The 4,703-nt window shown below is 69.3% G+C and carries 4 protein-coding genes; all 4 read left to right on the top strand.

The genetic code is table 11. The features are described from left to right. A partial coding sequence (locus AC1D01_RS21460) for a bifunctional rhamnulose-1-phosphate aldolase/short-chain dehydrogenase (RefSeq protein WP_477869874.1) occupies positions 1–1,849 on the top strand: 1,849 nt, incomplete at its 5' end. 31 nt (positions 1,850–1,880) lie between these two features. Then, positions 1,881–3,173, top strand: a complete 1,293-nt coding sequence (gene rhaI / locus AC1D01_RS21465; RefSeq protein ID WP_477869876.1) for an L-rhamnose catabolism isomerase — start codon at positions 1,881–1,883, stop codon at positions 3,171–3,173. A 126-nt stretch (positions 3,174–3,299) separates the two neighbouring features. Continuing rightward, positions 3,300–4,229 (top strand): rhamnose ABC transporter substrate-binding protein, encoded by a 930-nt coding sequence (gene rhaS, locus AC1D01_RS21470; protein WP_156155090.1) that lies wholly within the window; start codon positions 3,300–3,302, stop codon positions 4,227–4,229. After that, positions 4,229–4,703 (top strand): ATP-binding cassette domain-containing protein (locus tag AC1D01_RS21475; RefSeq protein ID WP_477869878.1); only part of this gene is annotated, 475 nt, incomplete at its 3' end. The genes rhaS and AC1D01_RS21475, both read left to right, overlap by 1 nt.

A 4,703-nucleotide genomic window follows, 5' to 3' on the forward strand; every position in this document is an offset into this window, starting at 1 on the left:
CTACCTCGACAAGCTGCAGGCGCTGCAGACGCTGTACCGCGGCCCCGCACATGAAGACGAGATGGTCGGCTACCTGCCGCACTGCACCTTCAACCTGAACGCGCGCGCCGCCAGCATCGACACCCCGCTGCATGCCTACCTGCCGTTCCGGCACGTTGACCACATGCACCCCGACGCGGTGATCGCGATCGCCGCGATGGAGAACAGCCGCGCGCTGACGCAGACGATCTTCGGCGGCACGGTCGGCTGGCTGCCGTGGCGGCGGCCCGGCTTCGAGCTCGGCATGCAGCTGCAGCGCCACGTCGCCGAGCACCCCGGCTTGCGCGGCCTGGTGCTGGCCGGCCACGGCCTGTTCACCTGGGGCGACGATGCGCGCAGCTGCTACGAGAACACCGTCGGCGTGATCCAGGAGGCGCAGGCCTGGCTGCAGGCCGAGCGGCGCGAGCGCAAGCTGGTCAGCTTCGGCGGTGCGGCGCGCGAGCCGCTGGCCGGCTCCGAGCAGCACGCGCTGCTGGCGCGGCTGCTGCCGGTGCTGCGCGGCGCGGTCTCGCGCAGCGGCCACAARCTGGCGCACGTCGACCGCTCGGCCACGGTGCAGGAGTTCGTCAACAGCCGCGACCTCGAACGCCTGGCCGCGCTCGGCACCTCGTGCCCCGACCATTTCCTGCGCACCAAGATCCGCCCGCTGATCCTGCCGGCCGCGCTGTACGCGCTCGACGGTGCCGCGCTCGCCGCCGCGATCGAGGAGCGGCTGGCCGCCTACCGCGCCGACTACAGCGCCTACTACGAGCGCTGCAGGCGCGCCGACAGCCCGGCGCTGCGCGACCCGAACCCGGTGATCGTGCTGCTGCCCGGCGTCGGCATGGTCTCGCTCGCGAAGGACAAGGCCACCGCGCGCATCGCCGGCGAGTTCTACGTCAACGCGATCAACGTGATGCGCGAGGCCGATGCGCTGGACCGCTACGTCGGCCTGCCCGAGCAGGAGGCCTTCGACATCGAGTACTGGCTGCTCGAGGAGGCCAAGCTGCAGCGCATGCCCAAGCCCAAGCCGCTGGTCGGCAAGGTGGCGCTGGTGACCGGCGGCGCGGGCGGCATCGGCCGCGCGATCGTCGAACGGCTGCTGGCCGACGGCGCCTGCGCGGTGCTGCTCGACATCGACACGCAGGCGCTGGAGCAGGTCGGCGCGGAGCTGTCGAAACGCTTCGGCCGCGACGTGGTGCGCACGCTGCATTGCGACGTGACCGACGAGGCCGCGGTGCTGCGCGCCTATGCCGAGGCGACGATCGACTACGGCGGCCTCGACATCCTGGTGTCGAACGCCGGCATCGCATCGGCCGCGCCGATCGAGGACACCTCGCTCGCGCTGTGGATGCGCAACCAGTCGATCCTGTCGACCGGCTACTTCCTGGTCGGCCGCGAGGCCTTCCGCGTGATGAAGGCGCAGGGCAGCGGCGGCAGCATCGTCTTCATCGCGAGCAAGAACGGCATGGTGCCGAGCAACCAGGCCTCGGCCTATTGCGCGGCGAAGGCGAGCGAGATCYAGCTCGCGCGCTGCTTCGCCCTCGAAGGGGCGCCGCTGGGCATCCGTGCCAACGTCGTGAATCCCGATGCGGTGATCCGCGGCAGCAAGATCTGGACGGGCACCTGGAGCCAGGAGCGGGCCGCCGCCAACAAGATCAGCGAAGATGAACTCGAAGCCTTCTACCGCGACCGCTCGATGCTCAAGCGCAGCGTGCTGCCCGAGGACATCGCCGAGGCCACCTGCTTCTTCGCGTCGGAGTTGTCGGCCAAGTCGACCGGCAACATCCTCAATGTGGATGCGGGCAACCTCGCCGCCTTCCCGCGCTGACCCTGAAGCGCGCTGATCCAAGGAGAACGCCATGCCGACACCGTTGATCGCCGCCAGCCTGGTCGAATCGCAGAACGCGCCGCTCGCCGCGCGCGTGCGCGACGACTACGACGCGCTGGGCACCCAGCTCGCCCGCCGCGACATCGACATCGATGCGGTGCGCCGCCAGGTGGCCGCCTTCGCGGTCGCGCTGCCGTCGTGGGGCGTCGGCACCGGCGGCACGCGCTTCGCGCGCTTCCCCGGCGCCGGCGAGCCGCGCGACGTGTTCGACAAGATCGAGGACTGCAGCGTGATCCAGCAGCTCGCGCGCTGCACGCCGACCGTCTCGCCGCACTTCCCGTGGGACAAGTGCAGCGACTACAGCGAGCTGCGCGAGCATGCCGCGATGCGCGGCCTCGCGTTCGATGCGGTGAACTCGAACACCTTCTCCGACCAGAAGGGCCAGCCGCTCAGCTACAAGTTCGGCAGCCTCACGCACGCCGACGCGGCGGTGCGGGCGCAGGCGGTCGCGCACAACCTCGAGGTGATCGAGATCGGCCGCGAACTCGGCAGCCGCGCGATCACGGTGTGGATCGGCGACGGCGCCAACTTCCCCGGCCAGCAGCATTTCCGGCGCAGCTTCGAGCGCTACCTCGACAGCACGCGGCGCATCTATGCCGCGCTGCCGGCCGACTGGCACATGTTCCTCGAGCACAAGATGTTCGAGCCGGCGTTCTACGCGACGGTGATCCAGGACTGGGGCTCCAGCCTGCTGGCCGCGCAGGCGCTGGGCGACAAGGCGCGCTGCCTGGTCGACCTGGGCCACCACGCGCCGAACGTCAACATCGAGATGATCGTTGCGCGGCTGGTGCATGCCCGCAAGCTGGCCGGCTTCCATTTCAACGACAGCAAGTACGGCGACGACGACCTCGACAGCGGCAGCATCAACCCGTTCCAGCTGTTCCTGGTGTTCAACGAGCTGGTCGATGCGGCGCAGTCCGGCGCGCCTGACTTTGCACCGGCCTACATGCTGGACCAGTCGCACAACGTCACCGACCCGATCGAGAGCCTGATGACCAGCGCCGCCAGCGTGCAGCGCTGCTGCGCGCAGGCGCTGCTGGTCGACCGCCAGGCGCTGGCCGCGCACCAGGATGCGAACGACGTGCTGATGGCCGCGCAGGCGCTGAAGCAGGCCTTCCAGACCGACGTGACGCCGATCCTGCAGCGCGTGCGGCTGGAGGCCGGCGGCGCGATCGAGCCGGTGGCGGCCTACCGCGCGAGCGGCTACCGCGCCCGTGTCGCCGAGGCGAGGCCCGCGTCGGGCCCGAGCAGCGGCATCGTCTGACGCTTTTTCGATTCCACGTTTCACGTTCCCCGTCAGTCCATAAAACCATCAGGAGACAAACCCGTGAAGAAACCTCTGCAAGTTCTGCTGGCCGCGCTGGTGTGCGCGGCTTTCGCCCCTGGCGCGATGGCGGCCGACAAGATCGCGCTGGTCGTCAAGAGCCTGGGCAACGGCTTCTTCGATGCCGCCAACCAGGGCGCGCAGGAAGCGGCCAAGGAGCTGAAGGACGTCGAGATCATCTACACCGGCCCGGCCAAGGCGACGGCCGAGGGCCAGATCGAGATCATCAACTCGCTGATCGCGCAGAACGTGAAGGCGATCGTGATCTCGGCCAACGACCCCGACGCGCTGGTGCCGGCGCTGAAGAAGGCGATGGCGCGCGGCATCAAGGTGGTGTCGTTCGATTCCGGCGTGCGCAAGGACGGCCGGCTGATGCACCTGAACCCGTCGTCGAACGCGCTGATCGGCGAGAAGCTGGTGAAGATGACGCAGGACGCGATCGGCGCCACCGGCGAGATCGCGGTGCTGTCGGCGACCGCGCAGGCGACCAACCAGAACATCTGGATCGACGAGATGAAGAAGGTGCTCGCGAAGCCGCCGTACACCGGGCTGAAGCTGGTCAGCGTCGTCTACGGCGACGACCAGACCGACAAGAGCTACCGCGAGGCGCAGGGCCTGTTCAAGAGCTACCCGAACCTGAAGGCGATCGTCGCGCCGACCACCGTCGGCGTCGCGGCCGCGGCCAAGGCGGTGCAGGACGAGAAGAAGGTCGGCACGCTGTTCGTCACCGGCCTCGGGCTGCCGTCGGAGATGGCCGGCCACGTGAAGAGCGGTGCGGTGAAGTCGTTCGCGATCTGGAACCCGATCGACCTCGGCTACTCGGCGGTGTATGCGGCGCACCAGTTCGTGCACGGCAAGGCCAAGGGCGCGGCGGGCGAGAAGGTGTCGCTGGGCCGCGTCGGCACGGTGGCACTCGACGCGAACAACGAGGCGGCGATGGCCGAACCGTTCACCTACGACGCCGGCAACGTCGAGAAATTCGCGAAATTCTTCTGATGATCTCTCCGCTGCTGCAACTGCGCGGCATCCACAAGCGCTACGGGGCGACGCACGCGCTGCGCGGTGTCGACCTCGCGTTGCAGCGCGGCGAGGTGCTGGCGCTGGTCGGCGAGAACGGTGCCGGCAAGTCGACGCTCGTGAAGATCCTGACCGGCGTGGTGCAGCCGGACGAGGGCACGATCGAGCTCGACGGGCGGGCGCTGCGTTTCGCGCATGCGCAGGCCTCGCAGGCCGCCGGCATCGTCGCCGTGCACCAGGAAACGGTGATGTTCGACGAGCTGTCGGTGGCCGAGAACATCTTCATCGGCCGGCACCTGCAGCGCGGGCCCTTCATCGACTGGCCCGCGATGCATTCGCAGGCGGCGCAGGTGCTCGCGAAGATCGGCGCGCGCTTCGCGCCCGGCGCGCTCGTCAAGGACCTGAGCCTGGCCGAGCGGCACCTGGTGGAGATCGCGCGGGCCTTGTCGCAGC

The sequence above is a fragment of the Rhizobacter sp. P3_B12 genome, assembly GCF_056402895.1.

Excerpts from the sequence above, each read along its gene's own strand:
- rhaS (WP_156155090.1), top strand. The coding sequence starts at position 3,300 with ATGGCGGCCGACAAGATCGCGCTGGTCGTCAAGAGCCTGGGCAACGGC.
- rhaI (WP_477869876.1), top strand. The coding sequence starts at position 1,881 with ATGCCGACACCGTTGATCGCCGCCAGCCTGGTCGAATCGCAGAACGCG.